Annotated in this window: 21 protein-coding genes and 1 pseudogene; 9 read left to right on the top strand and 13 right to left on the bottom strand. The window is 40.7% G+C overall.

Translation table 11 applies throughout. The annotated features are described in order from the left end of the window. Window positions 1-45: 45 nt before the first annotated feature. Entirely contained in the window at window positions 46-1,521 is a 1,476-nt protein-coding gene (locus tag L0657_RS09210) for a PLP-dependent aminotransferase family protein (protein ID WP_235150292.1), read from the top strand. A gap of 16 nt (window positions 1,522-1,537) precedes the next feature. Here L0657_RS09210 and L0657_RS09205 read toward each other — a convergent pair. From L0657_RS09205 to L0657_RS09175, 7 genes and pseudogenes are all read right to left on the bottom strand, one after another. Then, a pseudogene (locus tag L0657_RS09205) lies at window positions 1,538-2,679 on the bottom strand (glycoside hydrolase family 5 protein). A gap of 119 nt (window positions 2,680-2,798) precedes the next feature. Next, window positions 2,799-3,923 carry a redoxin domain-containing protein gene (locus L0657_RS09200; protein ID WP_235150291.1) on the bottom strand — a complete coding sequence of 375 codons (1,125 nt, stop codon included), beginning with the start codon at window positions 3,921-3,923 and terminating at the stop codon, window positions 2,799-2,801. Window positions 3,924-4,026: 103 nt separating this feature from the next. Further along, window positions 4,027-4,263: a hypothetical protein gene (locus L0657_RS09195; RefSeq protein ID WP_235150290.1), complete on the bottom strand. Its 237-nt coding sequence runs from the start codon at window positions 4,261-4,263 to the stop codon at window positions 4,027-4,029. 479 nt (window positions 4,264-4,742) lie between these two features. Then, entirely contained in the window at window positions 4,743-6,005 is a 1,263-nt protein-coding gene (gene fabF, locus L0657_RS09190; RefSeq protein WP_235150289.1) for a beta-ketoacyl-ACP synthase II, read from the bottom strand. A 158-nt stretch (window positions 6,006-6,163) separates the two neighbouring features. Further along, window positions 6,164-6,733 (bottom strand): TetR/AcrR family transcriptional regulator, encoded by a 570-nt coding sequence (locus tag L0657_RS09185; protein WP_235150288.1) that lies wholly within the window; start codon window positions 6,731-6,733, stop codon window positions 6,164-6,166. Window positions 6,734-6,917: 184 nt separating this feature from the next. Next, on the bottom strand, window positions 6,918-7,301 hold the full coding sequence (locus L0657_RS09180) for a hypothetical protein (protein WP_235150287.1): 384 nt from the start codon (window positions 7,299-7,301) through the stop codon (window positions 6,918-6,920). Between the two features lie 206 nt (window positions 7,302-7,507). Next, window positions 7,508-7,711: a hypothetical protein gene (locus L0657_RS09175; protein WP_235150286.1), complete on the bottom strand. Its 204-nt coding sequence runs from the start codon at window positions 7,709-7,711 to the stop codon at window positions 7,508-7,510. Between the two features lie 245 nt (window positions 7,712-7,956). On the opposite strand from L0657_RS09175, the gene L0657_RS09170 reads away from it, so the two are divergent. The 3 genes from L0657_RS09170 (at window position 7,957) to L0657_RS09160 (ending at window position 8,846) form a co-directional block, all read left to right on the top strand. After that, entirely contained in the window at window positions 7,957-8,229 is a 273-nt protein-coding gene (locus L0657_RS09170; protein ID WP_235150285.1) for a hypothetical protein, read from the top strand. A gap of 78 nt (window positions 8,230-8,307) precedes the next feature. Next, window positions 8,308-8,604 carry a hypothetical protein gene (locus L0657_RS09165; RefSeq protein WP_235150284.1) on the top strand — a complete coding sequence of 99 codons (297 nt, stop codon included), beginning with the start codon at window positions 8,308-8,310 and terminating at the stop codon, window positions 8,602-8,604. Between the two features lie 38 nt (window positions 8,605-8,642). Continuing rightward, window positions 8,643-8,846, top strand: a complete 204-nt coding sequence (locus L0657_RS09160) for a hypothetical protein (protein WP_235150283.1) — start codon at window positions 8,643-8,645, stop codon at window positions 8,844-8,846. 47 nt (window positions 8,847-8,893) lie between these two features. Here the strand turns inward: L0657_RS09160 and L0657_RS09155 are convergent, their stop codons facing one another. After that, window positions 8,894-9,196: a hypothetical protein gene (locus L0657_RS09155; protein WP_235150282.1), complete on the bottom strand. Its 303-nt coding sequence runs from the start codon at window positions 9,194-9,196 to the stop codon at window positions 8,894-8,896. A gap of 332 nt (window positions 9,197-9,528) precedes the next feature. Here L0657_RS09155 and L0657_RS09150 point away from each other — a divergent pair, with 332 nt between their 5' ends. Both L0657_RS09150 and ligD read left to right on the top strand, forming a co-directional pair. Then, entirely contained in the window at window positions 9,529-10,302 is a 774-nt protein-coding gene (locus L0657_RS09150) for a Ku protein (RefSeq protein WP_235150281.1), read from the top strand. Continuing rightward, window positions 10,302-11,849: a non-homologous end-joining DNA ligase gene (ligD, locus tag L0657_RS09145; protein WP_235150280.1), complete on the top strand. Its 1,548-nt coding sequence runs from the start codon at window positions 10,302-10,304 to the stop codon at window positions 11,847-11,849. Before L0657_RS09150 ends, ligD begins: the two co-directional genes overlap by 1 nt. A gap of 25 nt (window positions 11,850-11,874) precedes the next feature. Here ligD and L0657_RS09140 read toward each other — a convergent pair whose 3' ends face one another. Continuing rightward, window positions 11,875-12,348 (bottom strand): DinB family protein, encoded by a 474-nt coding sequence (locus tag L0657_RS09140; RefSeq protein ID WP_235150279.1) that lies wholly within the window; start codon window positions 12,346-12,348, stop codon window positions 11,875-11,877. A gap of 181 nt (window positions 12,349-12,529) precedes the next feature. Here L0657_RS09140 and L0657_RS09135 point away from each other — a divergent pair, with 181 nt between their 5' ends. The 3 genes from L0657_RS09135 to L0657_RS09125 all read left to right on the top strand — a co-directional run bounded on the left by L0657_RS09135 (window position 12,530) and on the right by L0657_RS09125 (window position 14,781). Beyond that, entirely contained in the window at window positions 12,530-13,906 is a 1,377-nt protein-coding gene (locus tag L0657_RS09135) for a Gfo/Idh/MocA family protein (RefSeq protein WP_235150278.1), read from the top strand. 140 nt (window positions 13,907-14,046) lie between these two features. Next, the gene (locus L0657_RS09130; RefSeq protein ID WP_235150277.1) at window positions 14,047-14,520 is read left to right on the top strand and encodes a Dps family protein; all 474 of its coding nucleotides are present in this window, start codon (window positions 14,047-14,049) and stop codon (window positions 14,518-14,520) included. A gap of 72 nt (window positions 14,521-14,592) precedes the next feature. Further along, window positions 14,593-14,781 carry a hypothetical protein gene (locus L0657_RS09125; protein WP_235150276.1) on the top strand — a complete coding sequence of 63 codons (189 nt, stop codon included), beginning with the start codon at window positions 14,593-14,595 and terminating at the stop codon, window positions 14,779-14,781. On the opposite strand, the gene L0657_RS09120 is transcribed toward L0657_RS09125, so the two are convergent. The 4 genes from L0657_RS09120 to L0657_RS09105 all read right to left on the bottom strand — a co-directional run bounded on the left by L0657_RS09120 (window position 14,778) and on the right by L0657_RS09105 (window position 22,275). Continuing rightward, window positions 14,778-15,143, bottom strand: coding sequence for a DUF488 domain-containing protein (locus L0657_RS09120; protein ID WP_235150275.1), 366 nt, complete (start codon window positions 15,141-15,143; stop codon window positions 14,778-14,780). The genes L0657_RS09125 and L0657_RS09120 overlap by 4 nt on opposite strands. A 432-nt stretch (window positions 15,144-15,575) precedes the next feature. Beyond that, window positions 15,576-15,956: a glyoxalase gene (locus L0657_RS09115; protein ID WP_235150274.1), complete on the bottom strand. Its 381-nt coding sequence runs from the start codon at window positions 15,954-15,956 to the stop codon at window positions 15,576-15,578. 115 nt (window positions 15,957-16,071) lie between these two features. Next, entirely contained in the window at window positions 16,072-16,707 is a 636-nt protein-coding gene (locus L0657_RS09110) for an outer membrane beta-barrel protein (protein WP_235150273.1), read from the bottom strand. Window positions 16,708-16,887: 180 nt separating this feature from the next. Beyond that, a complete protein-coding gene (locus L0657_RS09105) occupies window positions 16,888-22,275 on the bottom strand; it encodes a S8 family serine peptidase (protein ID WP_235150272.1) in 5,388 nt (1,795 codons plus the stop codon). Between the last annotated feature and the right edge of the window lie 12 nt (window positions 22,276-22,287).

Genomic DNA, 22,287 nt, shown 5'->3' with positions numbered 1-22,287 from the left:
GATCAAGAGAAGACTCCAATTCACACAAAATAGATAGTCCAATTGATGCAGCCAATTTCCTCTGAACTGATTATAGACAAATTAGAAAAGCTTCCGGTCTATTTGCAAATAGCAAATCAGCTTACCGATTTGATCAGAAAAGGAATTATGCAATCCGGTCAGCAATTACCAAGTAGCCGGCAATTGGCAGACGCACTAAATATTCACAGAAAAACAGTTGTGCGCGCATACGACGAACTATTAGCACAAGGTTGGCTCGAAAGCAAAACCGGCAGCGGAACTTTTGTCGCCAAACACTTTCCGGAAATTAATCCGCAACCGCTGAATGATAATCCAGACAAAATAATTGACACAAAAAAATTCGCCGGATTTTCGTTTGAAGATAAACCTCATTTACATCGTGGTGTTTTGAAAAACGCATCATCTTTACGTCTTGATGACGGCTTCCCGGATCCGCGGATTGCTCCTCTAGAAGAACTTTCTAGGGCTTATCGGACCCAGCTGATCACTGGAAATTCTTATGTAAAGTTAGGTTACGGTGATACCGCGGGCAGCTATTGGCTCCGTCGCCAACTTTCAACTTACCTCAACGAAACCCGCGGTTTAAAGACCGGGCCAGAAAATATTCTTATTGTCCGTGGGACGGTAATGGGTTTGTATCTATCCAGTACAGGACTTTTAAATCCAGGCGATAATGTTGCACTTACTGAACTTGGCTGGTCGGGCGCCAGGATGAACTTTATGCAGGCAGGAGCAAATATTTTACAAATCCCTGTGGACGAGCACGGAATTATTGTTGACGCACTTGACGATATCTGCAAAAAAATAAAGTTACGCATGTTATATGTAACTTCTCACCACCATTACCCTACCACCGTCGCCCTTCGTGCTGACCGCCGTCTGCAATTACTGGCATTGTCAGAAAAGTACGGCTTCATCATTTTTGAGGACGATTACGACTACGATTTTCACTACCTGAGCCGGCCATTGCTTCCGCTCGCAGGAGCGGATCAGGCGGGTATGGTACTCTATTGCGGTTCATTCACAAAAACCATTTCGCCAGCCTTTCGTGTCGGATATCTGGTAGGGCCAGAAAACGTGATCAAACATCTCTCTCTTCTGCGCCGCATTATTGATCGTCAGGGAGACACCATGCTCGAAAATGCTATGGCTGAGCTTCTTCAAAATGGTATTATCCAACGGCACTTGCGAAAGTCTCTTCGGACGTACCGCCAACGACGGGATGTTATTTGTTCATTGCTACACTCACACTTATCCGATTTCGTTCAGTTTCAAATTCCTGATGGCGGTATGGCAGTATGGACCAAGTTTGATAAAAATATTGATCTCGAAAAGCTGGCTCAAAAAGCCTTGAAAACAGGTTTGTACTTTTCCGATGGAGCTGAAAGCAATTTACTCCCGGAAAGATTAAACGCAACCCGATTTGGCTTCGCTTCTTCGACAGTACAAGAGCTGGAACAAAGTGTTGAAATCCTCACTAAACTTTTGAAAAATCAATAATGTGAGTGCTTATAAATCAATATTTCAACATCAGGTTAAGCAATTTTCTGTCGAGTTTATGGCCGTGAAAATCCTCGTAGACAACATCCGTTCTGCCCGAGTCAAGAACACCAAAATCTCCTGCGAACTCCCATAACGAAAAACCGATGCCATTTGAAGAAAGAATATCAAGCACATCTTCAAACCAGGCCAAAAATACTGCGTGCGGGGTTTTATTCCAGCAGCCACATTCTCCGCAATGAACCCCAACTCCCTGTTTTACAAGATCAATCCACGGTTTATAGTATTTTTCAAGCATCTCCCTGCTCAGATATTGATCCCCAACCTGGCCCGGCCATTTAGGCTCAGGAAGATTTTCCGGATCCTTATGTGCCCAAGGAGCTTTATAATGTGAAATAGTACCAGGGTGGTATCCACGACAGCTTTGACCAATGTTTAAATCTGTAATTTCAGGAATTACGTTGGAGCCGACATCATTTCCGTCTGCAATGATCAGGTGGCCTGAATTTTCTTTCCGAATCGCTTCCGAAGCAGCAATGACAAGTTTTCTATATACAGCACCCGGCACAGCGCTTCTTTTAGAAAGCTGTTCGTTCATGTCCTCACGCATACTAGGCTCATTGAGCAGATCAAAACTTATCAGCCTTGAAGATACTTTTTATATCGTTTTGCCCACATATTCCAATGAAAACAAAAAGCGTCAAGCGCTTCCTGGTCTTTCCAAAGATTATATGGCTCATTAAATCCAGCATTGACGCAATAACCTGGAGCCCTGTGGAGGTTCAGGCTGACATGTAATTTATATTTATGGGCAAGCGAAACCAGATTGTCAATTCGATCCACCGCCTGCTCGTCGATCTGATAAATTTCTTTTGGCGTGATATTTTTGGTTCTGTCAAATTTGAGATATGACGGATATGCCATAGGAAGGCGAATGAAGTCAAATCCCCAGTCACTGATCCATTTTAATTGCTCCACTTCTGTTCTTTTTCTCGAAGAATTCGGGTCTGGCGAGAAGAAATCGAGCAAATTGAAACCCTTCCATTTGGGTAATTTATTTTTTGAAACAGATGTGCCAACCGCTCCCATTAAATCAGGAAGTGCCAAACCGGCACCGGCGAGCATACCTGCGCTTTTAACAAATGTCCTTCTATGCATGAAGATTTAAAAATTTATTTAGCCAAAAAGAAAGCTCAATTTTGCTGCTGCTAAAACAACAACCACAAATTGCTTTTTAAAATCACTTCGTGGTTGTGCTGGTATTTGGAATCATTTTATCAGTAAAACCGGCCTAAATATTTATTTTCAACTACAATCTTTTTCATTTTTTTAGGGTCGATGGGCCCTTGTTGTGCATATACTATTTTGCCGCCCGGCTCCACCAGAATTGTATAAGGAAGCGCTCCCTGCCATTTCGGATCAATCGCTTCGATTAGCTTATATTTATCTTCACTTTGAAAAATAAAGTTCTTGTTCGAAGCCCTTTTTCCTTGCAGAAATTTTAAAGCTTTACCTTTCTTATCCGGTGTATCCGCGCTGATCGAAATAAACTCAAAATCCCGGTTTCGATACATGTGATGCATCTGCATAAAATCCGGAAATTCGGTTACGCAAGGGCCGCACCATGTCGCCCAGACATTGATCAATCTTAGCTTATCAGATTTATTGGAAATTAATTCTTTGATACCTGCCTCGTCTATGGTCTCTAAACTTACAGGCTCCTTTGCCCAGCCCGCTTCCTCATCCTGCACGTTATGCTCTTTCGTAGTCCACTTCATTGAACAGCCGAAAGTTTTGGTTGTTGCAACAGTGACAGGTTTGCCGGCGATCAATTCCAGGATCGCATTGTGTGCATCTCTGTTCTTGGGAGTTCCGGTAGGCTTTTCAACATCATCAATTCTGCCTGTATACCGAAGTTTTCTTTCCTTATCAAAAATAAAGATATGCGGAGTCGCAACGGGGCCGTAAGCCAAAGCCGTTGCCTGATCATCTCCATCATATAGATAGGGGAAGTTATAACCTTTGTCCTTTGCGCGAAGCTGCATTTCATCAAAAGTGTCGCCCATGTCTGTATATCCCAACTCATCCAGCCGGATCGCCTTGGGATCATTAGAAGATATGGCCAAGACCGCAACCTTTTTGTCTTTAAATTCAGATGTCAAAGCGATTAATCTGTCTTCGTATGCCTGCGCGGTAGGGCAATGGTTGCATGTAAACACGATCGCCAGGACGTTGGCGTCGGCGAAGCTCTTCAAGGAATAATTTTTCCCGTCAACATTTTTTAAATTAAAATCCGGTGCGGCCGAACCGGTAGCCAATGTCGCTGGCTGGGCCAATGCATAACCTCCTGAAAAAGAAGCAAGCAAGATAAATAGCCTGAGAACTGATAACTGTATACGCATATCTCGCAGAATTGATAATTTGACTCTTACAAACACAGTATATTAAAGTATTTATAAAAATCATTATACTTGCCAGGTCCTACAATTTCTGAGACGACCAATCCTACTGTTTGGCAACTTCCAATTCTGATTCAGGAAATGGCTCTGACACGACATGCTCATTTTCATTGATCCACGTACACCAGACTTTCCCATTGTACTGCCTGTGAATATGTTCAGCCGATTTTCTTCCCGCTAATACTTCTACAACCAGCTCTGTCTGATATTCATCGATTTGCATTAGTTGCGAACTACCTTTCCTCCTGACCCAATCGTCCTTCATAAATTTTGGCACGAACATACTATATTGTTTTTTAGGTTTAACCCGTGTAATAATCTTGCTATACAGCCTTTAAACGTTGAATATTAAATTTTCTTTTATGTTTTATTAAAATCGTACCAATTTCAAAACAATTTAATAGCACTTATACCGGGAACTTATATCCAGCTTTCCGGCAACTGTTCCTGACAATTTAGAAATCAAATTGTTGCGATAATTCACAGGATCGAATATTTATTGCGAATTAATATTACAAATAGGTAATATTAATTCTATTATTTGCTTTGTTATTAAATTTTCACCTCCTACTTTTGTGCCACTTATTTTACAAGTGTAGAGGAGGGTTAAAATGAGCAAAAGAGCCTTGATGATATCAAGGCTTTTTATATTTATTGCTATGCAGCACTTTTTACATTATTCAATCTCGTATAGGTTATAAAAAAGCCCCTAAACTTCAAAACAAGTTCAGGGGACTTTGTGGATGAATAATCACTAACAATCTATTCTTCAAACTTTTTAAATACACTTGTTGCAATATGTCCACCGAAACCAAAAGTATTGCTCATCGCATAATTGACCTTTCTGTTTTGCGCGGCTCCTAACGTCAGATTAAATCTGCCCTCAAAGTCGGCATCTATTTCTGTTGTGTTGATCGTTGGCGGTACGATGTCGTGCATGGTCGCTTTGATACATGCAATTGCCTCGATCGCTCCGGCTCCACCCAATAAGTGTCCGGTCATCGATTTCGTCGCGCTGATGTTAAGCCCGGAATTAAAACCAAAAACACGTTCCACAGATTTCAATTCGCTTGCGTCACCCATTGGCGTTGAAGTCGCATGAACGTTCAAATAATCAATTTCACCTGGCTGCAAATTGGCCTCAGCCAGCGCTTCCAAAATTCCAAGATAAGCGCCTTCTCCCTCCGGATGTGTCCCTGTTAAATGATAAGCGTCAGCTGCCATACCACCACCCACAACCTCAGCGAGAATCGGTGCGCCACGTTTTACAGCGTGCTCATAACTTTCAAGCACCAAGGCACCGGCCCCTTCTCCCATGACAAATCCATCCCGTTTCACATCGAAAGGACGTGAAGCTTTTGAAGGATCTTCGTTGTAAGTGGATAAGGCTTTGGATGCGTTGAACCCGCCAATTGATGTTTCATTGATGGGAGCTTCTGACCCACCGGTGATAATCATGTCCGCTTTGCCCCAACGTATGTAATTAAAAGCATCAATGATCGCTGTGTTAGAACTGGCACAAGCGGATACCGTCGTAAAGTTTGGTCCTCGAAGACCATATTTAATCGAAATAACGCCAGAAGCGATGTCCACAATCATTTTTGGAATAAAATAGGGATTAAAACGTGGCGTACCATTTCCCAAAGCAAATTCCATAACCTGCTCCTGAAAGGTTTGAATACCTCCATTACCACTTCCCCAGATTACACCAACCCTATTTTTATTGAGTTTATCAAAATTTATATTGGCATTTTGTACCGCCTGGTCCACTGCGATCAACGCATACTGCGTGAAAGGATCGTATTTTCTTGCTTCATTTCTTTCAAAAAAATCCTGTGCATTTATGCCTTTTAGCTCACATGCAAATTTGGTTTTGAAATGTGTGGTGTCAAACTTTGTTATATTCCCGGCACCGCTAACGCCATTAATCAATGAACTCCAAAAATCATCTACATTGTTTCCGATCGGCGTCAGTGCACCAAGGCCTGTTACTACCACACGGTTTAATTCCTTATTAATTTTCATTTTCCAGACTTCGATTTTATATTAACTTTTTAGTTAGTTGCCGATTTCAGGGGACGAAATTAAAGTTTGTTTAATCTAAAACCTCCCGAAAAAAACTTTTACAGCTAAGAAATTGTAAATTTACCGAACGATCGGTAAAATAAAAATTATTTTCTATTTTATTTCTTCTGAATGCCAAGAAGTTGGGGTATCGCTGAAATACTCGTTTTGAAGATATCATTATCACCCATCGCGCGGGATAACACCAGGGAGCCCTGAATATTTATAATCGCCTGCATTGATCTTTCATTTGCTTCTCTTTCAGACAGACCGCTTTCCCTTGCAACGAAAGAAAAACCATCGCGCAGAATTTTAAAACAACTCGCAATGATTTCCTGGAAATAGGCGGCCTCGCTGCAAGCAGACAACATTCTTAACGAACAGTTGCGGGCGCCATCTTCAAATAAAAGACTTATTTTTCCAATCGCTTCCGATAGCCGCTCTCCTATTTCACGATCCTGATCATGAAGCAAACTCCCGACCTGCTCCTGAAACCACGTTTCTGTGTTTTTCAAAACATGAGCAGCCATATCCTTTTTACCGCCGGGAAATCGATGATACAAACTCGCCTTTTTCAAGCCTGTCGCCTTTGATAACAGTTCCATTGATGCGCCGTCATAACCATATTGCGTGAAAACTTCTGTAAGTTTTCTATCCACATCCTCAGGAACAACTTTGATTACTGGCATATCTTTTCACTTTACCGACTGTTCGGTAAAAATACTGCAATTTCAGTTAAAATTAAAATTGCCGTAATTAACTCAGATAAAAGTGTAGAGATTTTAACAGAGAAAAAAAAAGAAAGCGGGAAGAATGGTTTCCCACTTCCCCGCTTGAATATTTTTATGAAGGTTTTTAAAACAATTAGCTTGCCTAAACTTCGAAGATCAGCTGTTCATCCCGATCCGAAATAGGAATTTTTCTGATGAAATTATCATATCCTTCTTCGTCATCATGATCGCTATACACGCCGTATCTATCCATACTGTACCCAGTCATTCCATCTTTTGCCTCAATAATATATAAAATTGAAGTATCGGCGGGATCTGACTCTCCTTCAAAACGATATGTCTTGATAATGGTCAAATCTTCCGGATCGTAGTTTTTACCCTTTCCGGCGTTAAAACCTTCTTCGGTCCACTTATATTCATTATCGATTTTCCTTAATCTTAATCTTTCCAATACTTGTGATAAAGTGGACATGTCGGTCACCCTATGTGAAGAATCAGGCTCGTTGGCGGTGGTGTTGTTTTCCATAACAAATCTTTCGGTTTGGTTTATTTCAATAATTTTTATGGTTCAAATATTGTGCCATAAAATTATAGAATAGCTACAATGACTTTGCAAAAAGCAAGAATCGATGCGCATTAATACACTGTCTCAGTTATGGAAGGAATAAGCGTCGAAACTTCGTGCGGCAAGAAGAAACTATTCGGAAGTATTTTCGGAAATTTTTGGAAGGGTTATCTCAACAAGATATTATAATTGATCTTGTCCTTTTTTAATTCAACATTAGAGAAGTTTCTGTCTTCACCTGAATTACGCTGCTCTGGCTTCTTAAAAGCCAAAACGACAATCATAACCACCGTCAACATAGAGATCATGAAAACTCTATCACCATTCTTTTTAGTGTATGTATAGATGTCGTTAAATACAGATTTCCTCATAATTGTGGACTCGGATTTTATTAATTATGCCGCAATATAAATATTTTATTTTTTAAATTGGCTAAAAACCAAGTTTTTCTACTTCTCTCAAAAGAATATTCAAAATATTTAATTTTTTCCGCATGTTGGCATGAGATCGGACTTTTCTTGCTATATGACCTGGTTGGCATTGAATTTATAGGTATAATTGAAAGTCAAATTAAGCGACTTAAACGCGATGACGCTACAAATTAAACTATCAAACCATGGAAATAAGCTATGAAAAAATCCTTCATCGTCCGATGGGAGGTAAAGTAAAAGTGATTGTAACAGCGAATGTGAGCCAGGATGAAACAAACTGGGACTATCGTGCAGAAACATACGAACTGGATGGCTGGGTTGATCCGGTTGTCAGGGCAAAAAACCAGGGTCGGGAGGAGAAGTATATTGACTATGTTACTCCGGAAGAAGCTTATGATGTTCAAATTGAGTTTTGGGAAAATTTGAAACCTATTAACAATGTCGAGAAATCGGCATAAAACATCTTACCAACAGTTTGTGAGTAGAAATTGGGTAAATTCTCTACCTTTGATTCAAATTATTCTACTCACAAACTCATGAATTATTTTGATATTTTTCGGATTGATTACGACGATCTGGCCATAATCGCTTCAAAGCCGGAAGCTATTATCACCTCAGTCGAAAAAATTAATGAAGGTTATATCGGAAAGATAATTTTATTAGGTGAGTATACTGAAAGGGAAAGTAATGTGTTGTTTGTCCATGAGAACGAATTCCCCTCCGTTGAAGAAGCATATTCCGACCTTGACCAGATAATTGAAACAATAAAGATCGCTTTTGAAAATACAAAACGGAGCGAGGCAAAAAATAACAATTATTTGTCGGAGTGGTAATCTACCCATTTGAACCACCTGATGCGCCCTAAAAAATTATGGAAAAAACTTTCAGCATATTTATTCTTGATCCTGAAAAAGGGATATTGCCGCATCCGGTCAGTGCACAAAATGAAATCGGAAAATGGTATACTGAGTTCCTTTCCGAACGCCATGCCGAAAAAGTGATTGAGCGGCTGATGAGTGAATATGATTACAATGGTTCAAAATATATTATTCTTCCGGTCTATACCAAAGAATAAGTAATAAGAAAAATGCCCGGAATTGATCAGGGCACTTTCCTTTCAAATCATTTAATTTTCTTCACCAAAATTCTGGTCTTATTGTCCAGATGAATAGTATCGCCGGATAATTCTATCTTATCCCCTACTTTCAGTACCTTATAATCTTTTTGCATCCGGACTACGCTGATCAGCGCATCGAAATCATTTTCATCCTTATCTTTCAAACTGGCCGTATAACCATCCTTGCCAAATTCAATCGCTTGAACCGTTCCGGATGCCGAATATTCTTTACTTGTTGCACAGGATTCCATCAATGCACTTGCTGATAAACCCGCCAAAATTACGATGGCCAAATACTTACTTTTCATTTTACTTTTTTCAATTTAAATAATTCAAAATCGCGTTCTCTCGTGGTTAGACTGGAAAAATGCAGGATAGTAACCGCTCTCTTAAAGCAACAAGAAAATGTCAAGAATATTCAGATTTCAGAACTATTAATTTTACCAAAAAACGCATTTCCCTTGATTCTCTGTCAATAAATGCCAAATTATCTGGCTATTTGGATGTCATACTGATTGGATATACAAAAATTTTCTGTCCATATTTTTCCCCGATCGAAGCTGTAAACGTCTGTCAGTCAACAAATAAATTACGGCATAGATTTTTCAGGAATAATTTCACTAACAAACCATGAAAACTTATGCGAGCGATATGGACAGGGGCAATTGGATTTGGCCTCGTAAATATTCCGATTAAAATATTCAGTGCAGTTCAGAATAGTGAGCTCGATCTCGACATGCTTGACAAAAAGGACAAGGCAAATATTAAATTCCAACGAGTCAATGCCAATACTGGAAAGGAAGTTCTCTGGGAAAATATCGTGAAAGGTTATAAAGTAGACGATCAGTACGTGGTGCTTGACGATGAAGATTTTGAAAAAGCCAGTCCTGAGCAGAGCAAGATTATTGAGATCGCTGAATTTGTAAATGAAAAGGAAATCGACAGCATTTATTATGAGACGCCTTATTATCTGCAACCTGAAAAATCTGGGATAAGAGCGTATGCATTACTGCGTGAGGCCCTCGCCAAAACCGGAATGGTCGGTTTAGGTAGTTATGTGCTGCGAAACCGGGAAAGTCTGGTAATAATCAAGCCAATTGGTGACGTTCTGGTTTTAAACAAAATTAGGTTTCATGCTGAGATAAAAGAAACTGATGAGCTTAATATTCCCGAGGTAAAGGTTAAACCCGCGGAAATGAAAATGGCCGTTCACCTGATCGAACAATTGACCACCGATTTTGATATAAGCAAATATAAAGATACCTATACAGAAAAGCTTTTGTCATTGATAAAAGCAAAATCGAAGGGCAAAAAACCTGCGGCTTCAACTATGAAGGTGGTTCATTCGCGCAGTAAGGATTTGATGGCACAACTGAAAGAAAGTCTCGAAAACAGTAAAAGAAAAGCATCCTGATGTCACTTACCAATTATAAGAAAAAGCGAAATTTTAAGGAGACGCCCGAGCCTGAGGCACATGATGAAAAAGAAAGCCTTTTTCGATTTGTGATCCAGCGACATGAAGGCACGCGACTTCATTACGACTTCCGGCTGGAACTTGGCGGCGTTTTGAAAAGTTGGGCGGTTCCGAAAGGTCCTTCCATGAATCCGGAGGATAAAAGGCTTGCTGTGGAAGTGGAAGATCATCCTGTGAATTACATCAACTTTTTCGGAACAATACCAGATGGAAACTATGGTGCCGGGACGGTCGATGTTTGGGATCATGGCGCGTTTTTTCCGGTGAATGAGGATCTTGAAAAAATCACGGAAAAGGAGGCCTTGAAAGCATTGGAAAAAGGTGAGTTGAAAGTATTTTTAAAAGGCCAGAATGTCGAAGGCGGTTTTGTGCTAGTCCGTATGAAAAACGGCGAAAAAAACTGGCTTCTGATCAAACACAAGGATGAGTTTTCTATTGATAAAAAATATGATATCAAGAAGGTAAAATCCTTGGAACCGTTCGATTCAAAGAAGGAAAAAAGCAAAAAGACGCAGGGCAAGGCAGAAAAATCAGAGCCGGAAACAGCAGATAAAGTACATACCGCCAACGTCAAAAAAGCTTCCAAATCGAAGGCAAAGCTTGAATTGACAAATCTGGACAAAATTTATTGGCCCGACGAGAAAATTACGAAAGGCGACCTGATTGAATATTATGACTCAGTTTCCAAATATATTCTTCCGTACCTAAAAGGCAGGCCGCTTTCGTTGAAGAGAAATCCGAATGGAATCAACGGACAGGCATTTTTCCATAAAGATGCGGGAGATAATGCGCCGGACTGGGTAACAACGGCAGAAATTCATTCCGAATCGAATGATAAAATGATTGATTACCTGGTTTGTAATGATAAAAAAAGTTTGCTGTACACTGCGAATCTGGGTTGTATCGAAATGAATCCGTGGAATTCGACGGTTGAAAATCTCGACAATCCGGATTATATCGTTATTGATATTGACCCGTCAGATAAAAATACTTTTGACGATGTCATCGACGTGGCGCTCGCAACCAAGGAAATTCTGGACCAGGCTGGTATTGTTGGATACTGCAAAACTTCCGGTTCTTCCGGACTGCACGTTTATGTGCCTTTTAATAAAAAACATACCTACGACGAAGCCAAAGAGTTTGCAAATATCATTGCGATCATGGTTAATGAAAAATTGCCGGATATTACGACACTTGAAAGATCGCTATCAAAACGTAAGAAAAACCAGATTTACGTTGACTATCTTCAAAATCGTATCGGGCAAACATTGGCCTGCGCCTACAGCGTTCGCCCGAAACCAGGCGCAACTGTCTCCACCCCGTTGGAATGGGATGAAGTGAAACGTGGGCTGGATTTCCATGATTTTACAATAAAAAACACGCTCGAAAGAATTGAGAAAAAAGGAGATCTTTTCAAAGGTGTTCTTGGCAAGGGAATCAATCTTGAAAAAGCCATCCAAAAACTGGAAGCATCGCATCACTCATAACCACTCGTTGGAAGTGCTTTTTTATTTAGTCCCAATCTTTCCAAAGCCTTCGTAAAACCAGAATTTCCCCTAAATGATACGATGTATGGTCAGCGATCAGAAGCGCTTCTCTGAAAATATTCTGACCCTCGCCATAAGGAAAAGGCGCTAAAAGATCAATTTCATCATTTTCCAATAAATCGAAAAACCTTTCCCGGTCCTGGTGAATCTGTTCTATACAGTCTTCCCAAGTCGTATCTGAGACCTTATCCGGATTTTTTGACCAATAATCATCCGGCCATTTCGGCGACTTATGATTTTCAGACAAACAGAATTCAACGATATCCCACTGCGTGATTCTTATGTGATCGAGCAGCTGCCAGATACTATAAGGAAGATTTGCAGGTACAACCGTGCGCAGTTCAGGCGATAAATCTGCCACCGCATCGTCCAGCGAAACATGGGCATTCCCAATTTTGATAAGCTTTATCAGCTCATCGTTAATTAATTTCCTTTGCATTTGTTGGATACTTTTAAATTTTAAATGTACGAGTTGATACTATTTGACACAAAATTTTAGTGCCTGGTCAGGCTATACTTTTTTACGTGATTATTGAATAATTGTCATGAGCGTAATTACATCCTGTTTTTATTACTTATTTTAGGGAATTGAATATCCCCAAACGTATAACACTAAACCCATGAGTAGTAACCGCCGTCATTTTATCAAAAGCGTGACAGCCGCTTCGGCATTAATTGCAACAGGAAGCGTTGCCAAGCCATTTAATATCATTCGTGATCTGAGGAAAATCAGTCCAAACGACAAAATCCGTTTTGCAACAATCGGAATGGGTATTCAGGGAAATCAGGACACCAAAGCAGCTCTTCGGGGCGCACCTGACGCTGAATTTGTTGCTGCGGCAGACCTGTATGATGGCCGTCTGACGCATGTCAAGGAAACCTATGGAAAAGATATTTTTACAACCCGTGATTATCGAAAGATTCTGGAAAGAAAAGATATCGATGCCGTGCTTGTCGTAACGCCCGATCACTGGCATGACCATATCACCAAAGCGGCTTTGCAAGCTGGCAAACATGTGTATTGTGAGAAACCGATGGTTCAACACATTGACGAGGGGAAATCAGTCATTGATGCCTGGAAGAAATCGGGAAAAACTATGCAGATTGGAAGCCAACGGATCAGTTCAGCTTCTTTCAAAGAAGCGAAAAGACTTTTTCAGGCAGGGGAAATCGGTGATATCAATTTTGTAGAATCTAACAATGACCGCTTCAATTCGCTTGGTGCATGGAATTACTCTATTCCAACTGACGCCTCGCTGACAACGCTGGACTGGGATACGTTTTTAGGAGATGCACCGAAAACTGCTTTTGATGCCAAACGCTTTTTCCGATGGAGAAATTATAAAGATTACGGAACGGGTGTCGCAGGTGACTTATTCGTTCACCTGATCACCGGCGTTCACTTTGTAACCAACTCTATGGGACCAGAACGAATTTTTTCATCAGGAGAATTGAGTTACTGGAAAGACGGACGTGATGTACCCGATGTTCTTGTTTCCATTTTGGAATATCCAAAAACTGATCTTCATTCAAATTTTCAAATGGTTCTGCGGGTAAACTTTGCAAATGCTGGCGCTGTCGCCAATAACACTCGGATTATCGGCACGGAAGGCCAGATTGAATTCACAGAAAACAATCTGATCCTCACCAAAAAGAAACTGCCAAAAGCGCCGGGTTATGGTGGATATGACAGTTTCGGGACTTTTTCTGCTAGCGAGCAAAAAGAATTTGAGAAGCAGTATAACGCCAGATATCCCGCCGATACCAGAAAAGCAGACCCTGTGAAAGAAATCCGCTTTGATGCGCCGAAAGAAGATGATGCGCACGCAAATCATTTCCGTGATTTCTTTGAAAATGTGAGAAAAGGCACTTTGGGAACCGTTGAAGATCCTGTTTTTGGCTTCCGTGCAGCCGCCCCGGTTTTGGCCTGCAACGACAGTTACTTCAAGAAAAAAATTATTCAATGGGACCCTGTTGAAATGAAAATTAAAAAGTGATTAATTTAAAGTAAAATATACATTAATAACCTCGGTTGGTACAATTATAGTGCTTTTTAGCTTTGTAATTTAGCGAGCCTAAACATGTCAATTAGAGTTACTTTTTTACACTGACTTATTAAACTTAAAAAATCTTACCAATGAAACCAGGAATCGGAATATCAGATGAAAACAGGAAAATCGTCGCTGACCAACTTGCTATATTACTGGCAGACGAATTTATCCTATATACTAAAACGCTAAATGCACACTGGAACCTTGTCGGCCCTGATTTCCATTCGGTACACGTTTACTTTGAAGATTTGTATGGACAATCCGCAGAAATTCTTGACAGCGTAGCCGAAAGAATTCGTCAGCTTGGACATTTTGCTCCGGCTAAACTCAAAAATTATTTGCAGCTTAGTCACCTTACCGAGCAGTATGAAGGTGGAAATGATAGTTTGAGCCTGATTAAATATTTGCTTCAGGATCATGAAAGTATTATTGAGTTCATCCGTGGGAATATCAACACATTTGCTGATCAGCATAAGGATGCCGGAACCAGTGATTATGTTACGCAATTAATGGAACAACATGAAAAGATAGCGTGGATGCTGCGCGCCCACATACAATAACATCACTAAAAAACACCGGACGGCTTTTCCGGTGTTTTTTATTCAAATCCAAAAAATATTTTAAACTCACAGATGAATAAAGCGGCAAAGTTCAAATTAAAAGAAGACGAAAATTCCGAAATAGCCATTAACCAGTCTGATATTCAGGAAATTGTGCCGGATGCAGATTTCAGATTCAGCCTTATTATCCTGAATAATGGCGATAAACATTTCGTTCACGGCACCGAGCAGGAAATCAGAAACACGCTATCAGGACATTAATTTGACTGCATCAAATTATTGATAAACTTAGCTAAAACAACGACATGATTATGCTTTTCATCGTCAGATGCATAAAGCAACGTAACCGTTTTATGTTTTTTTATCCTGTCAACAAGGTCATGCACAGACGACATGCAATGCCGCAATTCGAAGGTATAATCCTGCCTGAATTCCTCCCATTTTTCAGGGTCGTGATTAAACCATTTTCTCAAATCGGCCGATGGAGCTACACCTTTCAACCACTCATCAACATTTGCCTCTTCTCTCTTCAACCCGCGAGGCCATAAACGATCCACAAGAATTCTGAAGCCGTCCGCTTCATCTTTTGGGTCATAAATTCGTTTAATCTGTACGGTACTCATATCATAGTTAGGGCTTTACAGTTCTTAGACTAAATAAAAACTAGGGAAATTTAAAAATAGTTTCCATAACAACCAATCTAGTTTTTGAATGATTTTCTCGCCCAGTTAATTATGCGTTTCTTTTGTCACAATTTAAATATTGATGAAAAAAAAGTCGTCCGAAAATTATTGAAATCGTTTCGTAATGGTTGCATTAAATTGGATTCAACTAACAGATAAACAGGGTATTAAATGGAAATTAAAATAAAGAAGAGAAAATCACTTCCTTATTTTATGCTTGGTTCTGAGTCAAATAAGTTTGAGATATCTTATATTATTATTTTATTAAAATTTTAATCCCTATCGAAATAATATGACAAGGTCAGTATCCATTATCAGACTATAATAGTCAGTTGGTATGCAACTGCACGTTTTCAATCCAGCAATAGCGGATTAAATATCTGCTAAATTGCTCAAAAGCCGCTGTGAAATCAGGTTGGATAAACGTCGGTTAATATCTGTTTCTTCCGTCAGATAAACCTGCCATTCCTCTTCGGTAAAATGACCGATAATGACACCTTTTAGAAGCGAATGGAGTTTTACATCTTGCCTTAACGCGTTGGTGATATATATTTTCTTATCAGCTTCTGTCAATGTGTTGAATGTGTTTTTTCGTTCGACCACATATTTTCTGAAAATGCGGATCAAAGTATCATTCTGGAACCTCAAAATAGGACGGAGTGTCAAATTCTGGAAATGCTCTGCCGGATTTATTGCGGGTTCAGTTTTAACAACGGGGCGAATAGAAAGTAATAGATTGGATTTTTCTGACATGCGGAATTTAAATTAAGAACCTGGTGCGCAATTAACGAAAGAAATCGCAAATAAAAACCGGCAGCTGATCTTGTAAAGATCTTGCTGCCGGTTTTTATAAGAAACAATTATAAAATTAAGGCTCCGGAACAGGTTTTACTTTCTTTTCCATTTTACCAAAAATATAACGGATACCACCTGTAACGGTAATCGACTGATTGCTGTTTTTTACTGAATAAAGCTCATTCCCGATTTTAGTAGCATCTACATTCACTGAGTTTGCCGAGCCGATAACAACATCATAAGAACCTTCAACCATAAATTGTAAACGTCTTCCCATTGGCAAAATAATTCCAACCTTAGGGGAAACACCCGGTCTGATTGTAGATTTATCAACGATAATATTAAAACCTTCGATTTTTTGAATATTCAAACCCACTTCAAGACCTACATAGGGTTTTATTCCTCTGCTTCCAAAATAATATTCTCCCATTAAATTAACAGGAATATTCGTTGCCCTACCTCTGATCGTTTTTAAAGAAAGCTCGCGATTTATATCTTCTGTAATATATTTGGCTGACAAACCGATTGCCATATTGGGTTTCACAAAATAGCGGTACTGCGCTCCGAAACCATAAGCACCATCGGAATCATCGCTCTGGTTTGTGATTCCGTAAGTACCGAGTAACGTAAGGGATTTTTGTGCTGATGCAGTTCCGGAAAAGAAGAAACTTAATAATAGCAGCGTGGAGAGGCCAAATAACTTTTTCATAAACTCTGTTGATTTTATTATCTCTACTGTTTTTACTCGATACGCGAAGAAATGGCGTTTTGTTGAGAAACTGAGGTTTTTTTTGTCCTTCTAATATTCTTTTAATCTGAAAAGGGAATATTTCAGCGACTGAAATATTCCCTTTTCAGATTAAATCATTGAATGACAAATATTTAAAAATTACAATTTTATAACTCTGAAAACTTTCTTTTGTTCCTGAGAAGTTACTTCGACAACATACAAACCTGATGCATACTTGGAATCTGTCAAGTCCACTGAAAGTATTTGTCGTGTTCCGTTGCCAATTAATGTCTTTTGATAGATTCTATTTCCTTTCAAATCCAACACTTTGAAATACACAGTGGAGCCCGCGCTTGCCTGGAATTGTATGTCAAAATTCCCGCGGGTCGGATTTGGATATGCCCGCCAATCAGCAATCGCGTCGAAGCTGATTGACTTTACCGCAGAGTATTCAAAACTTTCGTCCGCATCGATCATCTTCAAGCGGTAGTAGTAATTCCCGGATTTGTCAGCCTGATTATCTACATAACTATAAACTTTGGTGGAAATAGAATTGCCAAATGCACGGACCTCTCCTATTTTTTTGAAGCGGCCGATTTTAAATGCGTCATCTCCATCAGCCCGCTGAATTTCGAAATGATCTGAATTCATCTCAGATGAAGTCTCCCAATGAACAAGCACCTTATCAGGGTTTTCAAGAGCCGGATCTTTGCTGACATTAAAACTGATAAGTTCAACAGGAAGCGGATTATTATCGTCGTTTCCACCGTTATTTATCCAGAATTCGGAAAAGTTCCTAACTTTGATTTCTGCATAATATCCGTTGTCGTAAGGGACTTTTACAGTACTGGCCGGAGCGATGAATGACCAGATACCTGATGAGTTGTTGCTGATGTCTCCATCCTCTTTACTCTTATCCGCGTCTGTGTACTTGGAAATACCAGCCTCATAGGCGGTCGAAATTTTAGTACAATTTGTGCAGCCCCCAGCATTGATCAACTTCTCAATTTCCGAATCCAGGAAATAAATACGAACAGTCGCGTCGGCACTCAAACTATTGTTGGCAGGTTTGATCGTCACATTTCTGTCCAGATAGTATTGGCTGCCATTGTTGCGCACTGCACCTGGGTTAATGAATGCCTGAACGCCGGTGTTACCAATCTGCTGCCCATTCGGATTTATTGATGCGACGAGTTTTCCGTTTTGTTTGAAGTCGATCCAGCCGGAAGCATTTGCAGGTTGCTGAGAGACGGCAGATAAGGTTGTTCCCTCGTCATAAATGCCTGCGTTGCTGTCGTATATATGCACATCGTCAATCGCAATTCCTTCGCGTGTGGTTCCAGGATCTGCCTTCATAACCACCCTGAGACGAATGTTTCCATTTGTTACAGGCAGAGTAATCGTACCAACGTGCCAGCGCGTATAATTTTCGATACTCCAAGCTTCCTGGTCGGTGGCCACCTTATTGTACCAGTTCGTTCCCTGCCCTTTCGCACCTAACCGAATCCAGGTATTTCCATCGATTGAATATTCCAAAAACGCCAGATCACAGTCTTCCTGGCCGCAGAATTCAATGTCAAGCGCCAGGCTTAAACTAAGTGTCGGGTTTGCCATACCCGTAATATCGAAACAGGGAGAATACAAATAAGATGTTTCTTGATTATTATAATTGCCTGTCAAATTTGTTTTCCAGGCTTTCGAACCGCTGGCAGCTCTGTTGATCTTCGTTGAGGCGGGTGTGCCATAAGCCCAGGAATTATTTGTGCCGGAGCTATGCCAGTTCCCGTTATTCGTCTCGAAGTTTTCGAGATATGGAAAGGCTGAAATCAAGGCATTGTTATAAAACGAAAGGTTCAGAACGTTGTTTTCCAGATAGGTATCAGTTGGCAAACTTACAGCTACCTTTACAGCATATCGCCCCTGAGCAGACAAATTCAATTTTGTCGTGAAAGTATATTGGATCGTTTGCTTACCACCAATTGTCGGAATTGTTTCAACCACTTCCTGGCCGTTCCCTAGTTTATATGATACAGAAACATTATTGACTGCGTTATCAGCACTATTACGAATGGTGACAGTTACCGGATGTTGCGCACCGAGACCGCAGCTATTTTCAGTGATACTATTCAGACTTAAAAGCTGAACATCGTCTGTCTCAACTTTCAGGGTTATGTCATCAAAGGAATATCCTGCTCCGCTGGTAGGATCTGCGGTTATTCTTGTTCCATGTTGTCCCCATCTGATCTGCGTACTTGTTGAAAAGTTCTGATTGTTCTCCAGAAGAAAATTCCTTAACTCTATGCTTTTCGAAAGTTTATACGGCCTATCCGCAGGATTTTGCTCAGCATCCAAATCGTAAATCGGTATCCAAGGATCGTTATAACTCCCTCTTGCCCAAACACTATTATCCGGATGAGCTGTCTGGCCGTGGTTTTTATATCGAAAATAAAGTCGCACATCGTTTGTTAAATTGTAGTTTGATAAGTTGAAAGTACCATCCAGGAAATTACTGTTGCCGGCTGGAAAGTAGCGATCAACATCTAAATTGTAAACTTTATTTCCGGAAAATGCCATACCCGAATTAACAAAAGTTCGTAAGCGTCCTGCCGTGGTAGTATTTGTCAAATCATATCGGTCAGCTCCTTCCAGTCCCGTCACATCAACAATTTGAGTTTGAATTGGTACGGATTCAACATTGTCAATAAATGGCAAGGCCAAAGCTGCGTTAGGAAGCTGTTTGAAGATTTTTGTAACGGAATTATTTGAAGTTACCGGATCACCCGCTTTACTTACCGCTGCCGAAACAGAATAAATACCTAATGCAGAAAAATTTTCCTGGACGGGAAAAGTGTAATCCAAGGTCGCCCCACCATTTATTGACAGAGGAACGGTAAAACTATTTACGACACCGTTATTTACGGCATAACTCAGTGCCACATTGCCGGAAGAAACCTGGTCATCAAGATTTTTTATTCGAATGGTAATCGGAGTATTTGGAGAAAACATTGTCGGCGTAAACTGCCTCCCGGATGAAGCAGGCGACACGATACTTTCTATTATTAGATCGTTATCGGAAATCGCTCCTGCGCAGGTACCAGCGTCTGGCTTTCGTGACAACGCATTTGCTCTTGGTCCGGGGTTTCCATTTACTCTGGCCCTTACAGAAAACCAGTAGGTATCATCTTTTGATAATCCGTTAAATGTGTAATTTAAATTGGAAGTAACTCCTGCTGAAACCATCTCATCACCTTGCAATATCATCACTTCATAATCGGTGGCAGCCGGAACGGCATCCCATTCCAAAGCAATATAACCTTCGCATTGAACATTCGAGAGTCGAATTGATGGCGGCCGAACGATAGTAAAGGCTTCACTTATCGTTTCTGCACCTGTGGCCGTATTCATAATTTTGATCCTGGCCTTGTCTGTCACATCGTCAGGAACGGACCAGGCTATTAGAGAATTAGTACTGAGCGAATTTCCTGCAATATTATTCCAGGTCACCCCATCGTCTTTGGAATACTGTACCCTGAATTCGTTGGATGTATTACCGAATGCGTCCCAACTGATATACACGACGTCGCCAGGTGCCAGACGCTCCTTTCCAATCGGATAAGTCAACGTTGTTGAAGCAGGAACAATATCATAAACCACGAAATATTCCTGATTCGCACCTTGCGTGATGGCCGTACCGTTTACGTTAATTTTATAAGTACCGGCACCTGGATTATTGATGATTACCTGCTCCATATTGTTGATATGGTCAGCTCCCGTCGTGGCCGGAACGTTTACATTTGCAGGATTTGGATCCAATAATTTTGGTAACGTCACGACCGAAGAATTCTCAACGGTCAGATCCAGATCGTTTACCAGTGTTTTTGCAGCCAAAATAGAGGCCGCAGGATCGTTCCAGTAGAGCATCACTTTTACCTGCGCGGTATTTGCAGGAATAACAATATCGAAAGAATTTACAGCTGAATTCGCAACCGTTGCGTTTCTATAACTATTACTTTCCAGCATTTTAACGGAACGCAAAAGATTCATCCAGCCAAAGCCAAACTGATAATCCGGACCTGCGTTTCCCTTATCTATACTTCCATTGCAAATCAACGCTTTCATTAAACCATTCTTTGGATTCTCCTGATTATGCAGTTTACGGTATTGCTGATATAACAACGCCAACCCGCCAGAAACCGCGGGAGCAGCCATACTGGTGCCAGTAGAATTGATGTAACCATTATTTACTGCATAAGACGAAACGACCTGAGTTCCCTGGGCAGAAATTTCCGGTTTGGTCCTTCCATCCGACACAGGTCCTTTACTTGAATTAAAATTAACAATGGCTTCTGCCGTAGTATTTCCAACCGTAATTACATTTTTAGCCGCCTGATATCCTCCTACTACATTTCCAAAACCATTCGTGAAAGGCGCACAGTTAGTCGCTCCGCTATTTCCGGCAGCAAAGACGTGTTGTAAGTATGGCATTTGAAATGCCTGCTGATCAAGGATATTTGAGGTGAGATCGTAGTCGCCGAAGGTCGAACAATTCGATACGTCATTCCCATACGAATTATTTGTAATGACCATACCAAAATCCTGGACATAGGTCGGCGCATAAGCCAGAATATTGGAATATAACTGCGCAATCATTTTTACTTTTGGCGCGTAACCTGCGTATTTCTCAGTCACAATTCCGGCCCCGCCCAGTGTCCCCATCACGTGAACGCCGTGGGCACCCGAGTCTAATGCCATCCTATTGATGATCCGATTTGTTAAATCGATATGCTGCATCGGGTCAGCGTTGTCTCCCACACCGACCACCACTCCTTCCCCATGTAAATTCCGGCTTTCGCCAATGGACGAGCCCAATACATTTGCCCGCCCGTTAACAATGCTATGATTGTTAACGGGTTTGTCCTCCTTTGGTTTCGCCTGGATGTATTGTATATACGGTAATGCGGCCAATTCCATCAACCGCTTTTCAGTGAGTCGGATTTCCAGTACCTGATAACTTTTATACACATCCGAAGTAATCTGATAACCGCCCTCTTTCAAAGCCCCAATAATTTCGTCAGCTGTAAAAGATTTTAGAAAACTGACCCACACGTCGATAAAACCGTCAATGCTTTTTGCATGCTCAGGGACAGTACCGTTCGCCAGAGAAACCTGCAATTTTTGTTTTGGTGTTGGAGAAATAACGGATCGTGCGCCTGATTTTCTCAAAACTTTATCATCTAGTGAACCGGCGACAGTTGCTGTATATGCGTTGTTGGGAACATAATCCAATAATTCTATCCCATCTTTTTGCAATTGCTCACGCTGTGATGCTGACGGAATTTGGTCAAACTGAATGATAACAAATACCTTTTTTTTGAACGGGACCAGCTTTCTGGTTAGCGCGCGAAGGCTGGCCGGATCTATATTATTCGACGGAGCAAATGAGCCGTTTTTCAAAATAAGCTCTTGCGGCTCCGGCTTCTGGGCACGTGCAGAAAAAGATATGGTAAGGCAAAACAGAAGAAGTTTGAGTAGTGGTCCTGATCTCATAGTAGTGTGAAA

Origin of the sequence: Dyadobacter sp. CY345, from assembly GCF_021502725.1 — a bacterium.
In the GTDB taxonomy this organism is placed as follows: Bacteria; Bacteroidota; Bacteroidia; order Cytophagales; family Spirosomataceae; genus Dyadobacter.
Note: the sequence above shows the minus strand (reverse complement) of the source record. Positions and strands in the feature narration are given on the sequence as shown.

What these genes read in the sequence shown, in the direction of transcription:
- L0657_RS09150 (WP_235150281.1), top strand. Translation starts at nt 9,529, where the DNA reads ATGCGAGCGATATGGACAGGGGCAATTGGATTTGGCCTCGTAAATATT.
- L0657_RS09135 (WP_235150278.1), top strand. Translation starts at nt 12,530, where the DNA reads ATGAGTAGTAACCGCCGTCATTTTATCAAAAGCGTGACAGCCGCTTCG.
- L0657_RS09120 (WP_235150275.1), bottom strand. Translation starts at nt 15,143, where the DNA reads ATGAGTACCGTACAGATTAAACGAATTTATGACCCAAAAGATGAAGCG.
- L0657_RS09210 (WP_235150292.1), top strand. Translation starts at nt 46, where the DNA reads ATGCAGCCAATTTCCTCTGAACTGATTATAGACAAATTAGAAAAGCTT.
- L0657_RS09140 (WP_235150279.1), bottom strand. Translation starts at nt 12,348, where the DNA reads ATGCAAAGGAAATTAATTAACGATGAGCTGATAAAGCTTATCAAAATT.
- fabF (WP_235150289.1), bottom strand. Translation starts at nt 6,005, where the DNA reads ATGAAAATTAATAAGGAATTAAACCGTGTGGTAGTAACAGGCCTTGGT.
- L0657_RS09195 (WP_235150290.1), bottom strand. Translation starts at nt 4,263, where the DNA reads ATGTTCGTGCCAAAATTTATGAAGGACGATTGGGTCAGGAGGAAAGGT.
- ligD (WP_235150280.1), top strand. Translation starts at nt 10,302, where the DNA reads ATGTCACTTACCAATTATAAGAAAAAGCGAAATTTTAAGGAGACGCCC.
- L0657_RS09105 (WP_235150272.1), bottom strand. Translation starts at nt 22,275, where the DNA reads ATGAGATCAGGACCACTACTCAAACTTCTTCTGTTTTGCCTTACCATA.
- L0657_RS09115 (WP_235150274.1), bottom strand. Translation starts at nt 15,956, where the DNA reads ATGTCAGAAAAATCCAATCTATTACTTTCTATTCGCCCCGTTGTTAAA.
- L0657_RS09170 (WP_235150285.1), top strand. Translation starts at nt 7,957, where the DNA reads ATGGAAATAAGCTATGAAAAAATCCTTCATCGTCCGATGGGAGGTAAA.
- L0657_RS09175 (WP_235150286.1), bottom strand. Translation starts at nt 7,711, where the DNA reads ATGAGGAAATCTGTATTTAACGACATCTATACATACACTAAAAAGAAT.
- L0657_RS09110 (WP_235150273.1), bottom strand. Translation starts at nt 16,707, where the DNA reads ATGAAAAAGTTATTTGGCCTCTCCACGCTGCTATTATTAAGTTTCTTC.
- L0657_RS09200 (WP_235150291.1), bottom strand. Translation starts at nt 3,923, where the DNA reads ATGCGTATACAGTTATCAGTTCTCAGGCTATTTATCTTGCTTGCTTCT.
- L0657_RS09125 (WP_235150276.1), top strand. Translation starts at nt 14,593, where the DNA reads ATGAATAAAGCGGCAAAGTTCAAATTAAAAGAAGACGAAAATTCCGAA.
- L0657_RS09185 (WP_235150288.1), bottom strand. Translation starts at nt 6,733, where the DNA reads ATGCCAGTAATCAAAGTTGTTCCTGAGGATGTGGATAGAAAACTTACA.
- L0657_RS09180 (WP_235150287.1), bottom strand. Translation starts at nt 7,301, where the DNA reads ATGGAAAACAACACCACCGCCAACGAGCCTGATTCTTCACATAGGGTG.
- L0657_RS09165 (WP_235150284.1), top strand. Translation starts at nt 8,308, where the DNA reads ATGAATTATTTTGATATTTTTCGGATTGATTACGACGATCTGGCCATA.
- L0657_RS09155 (WP_235150282.1), bottom strand. Translation starts at nt 9,196, where the DNA reads ATGAAAAGTAAGTATTTGGCCATCGTAATTTTGGCGGGTTTATCAGCA.
- L0657_RS09130 (WP_235150277.1), top strand. Translation starts at nt 14,047, where the DNA reads ATGAAACCAGGAATCGGAATATCAGATGAAAACAGGAAAATCGTCGCT.
- L0657_RS09160 (WP_235150283.1), top strand. Translation starts at nt 8,643, where the DNA reads ATGGAAAAAACTTTCAGCATATTTATTCTTGATCCTGAAAAAGGGATA.